Raw genomic sequence first — 1,255 nt, 5'->3', positions numbered from 1 at the left:
GAAAGAGTAGCATTTAAACATTCTATAAAAAGTGGTAGAGGAGTGGTGGAACAGACTCCACAAGATCAAAAAGCGGTACGAGAAATAGAGAATATTAGTCAAGAAATACAAGATAAACTAAAACAATTTTATACAATAGATATATAATAATTATAATGTTATTATATAATGATTATTGAATAATATATTTTAAATATGAAAAAAATAAAAAGTATACCAAATCCTAATGCTATTTCAAAACTAGAATTTGATTTTATTCAAAGTAGTGACCCACAAATCCCACAATATCAAGAAAAAAAAGATACATATAAAGGAAGAATGATCTCTATGTCAGATTCATTTTACTTAAAACTTAATAATTACTTAAAAAGCAATCCAACTGAAGGAAATAGATCTAGTTTTATGGTAAGAATAGTTTCAGAATATATTGATAAAAAACAAAGTAATATATAACGATTATTTATCTATTATATATATCATGTATAACTATTATATAATAATATGTTAAAATTCATTAGATACTAGAGTTCTGTTAATCATAATATCCAAAGAAATACAGTAATAATTGGCTAATTTTATAATGACAGGACTACTTAGGATATTTATATTACTACCATCTTTTATAAAATCATGAATAACAGTTTCGCCAAGTTTTAATTTTTTGGCTAGTTGATAAGCGGTTATCTTTTCTAAGACTAACTTATTCTTAATAAATGAGATAAGGTTTTTTTGCACTTTGTGTAAAGGTAATTGTAAAAATTGTTGTTGCTGTGCATTACACAATATATATTGTTTTCGTCCTATAACTTCATCAATAGAGCAATGAAAAAAATCAGCTAGAGTAATAATTGTCATAAATTCAGGATTATTTCTAGAAGCATTAATAAGCCTAGTCACTGTTGGATACGTCATATTAATTTTTTGTGCAAAGTCTTTTCTTTTCAATCCAAGTTTAATTAAATTTTTCTTTAAGAATTTTTGTATAGGAATTGACAATTTCATAAATCAGACTCAGTTTTAATTAAAAAATACCATGCCCAAGGTAATTTTTCTTGACACACTAAAATATATTTAATAAAGTAGAAGTATGAGGTAGCAGAGATAGCTGATAATAAAGTAGAAACTACCTTATAAAAAGAAAAACCAGTAAACACTGAAAACTTTGGACGGTTTGTGTTTACTGGTAAATGCAATAACCCATAAATAAATATGAGGTCATTTATGAATATATCACATCATCACTGTGTTGGCAATA

Annotated in this window: 2 protein-coding genes; one reads left to right on the top strand and one right to left on the bottom strand. The window is 25.3% G+C overall.

Annotation, left to right across the window (positions count from 1 at the left end; translation table 11 throughout):
• The first annotated feature begins 195 nt into the window (after positions 1-195).
• On the top strand, positions 196-453 hold the full coding sequence (locus GCO76_RS07915; RefSeq protein WP_410956786.1) for a hypothetical protein: 258 nt from the start codon (positions 196-198) through the stop codon (positions 451-453).
• Positions 454-504: 51 nt separating this feature from the next.
• Here GCO76_RS07915 and GCO76_RS07910 read toward each other — a convergent pair whose 3' ends face one another.
• Entirely contained in the window at positions 505-1,002 is a 498-nt protein-coding gene (locus GCO76_RS07910) for a helix-turn-helix domain-containing protein (RefSeq protein ID WP_010424105.1), read from the bottom strand.
• Positions 1,003-1,255 lie beyond the last annotated feature (253 nt).

Origin of the sequence: Rickettsia koreansis (genome assembly GCF_046532895.1) — a bacterium.
In the GTDB taxonomy this organism is placed as follows: Bacteria; Pseudomonadota; Alphaproteobacteria; order Rickettsiales; family Rickettsiaceae; genus Rickettsia; species Rickettsia rickettsii.
This window is presented reverse-complemented; position numbering and strand designations above follow the sequence as displayed.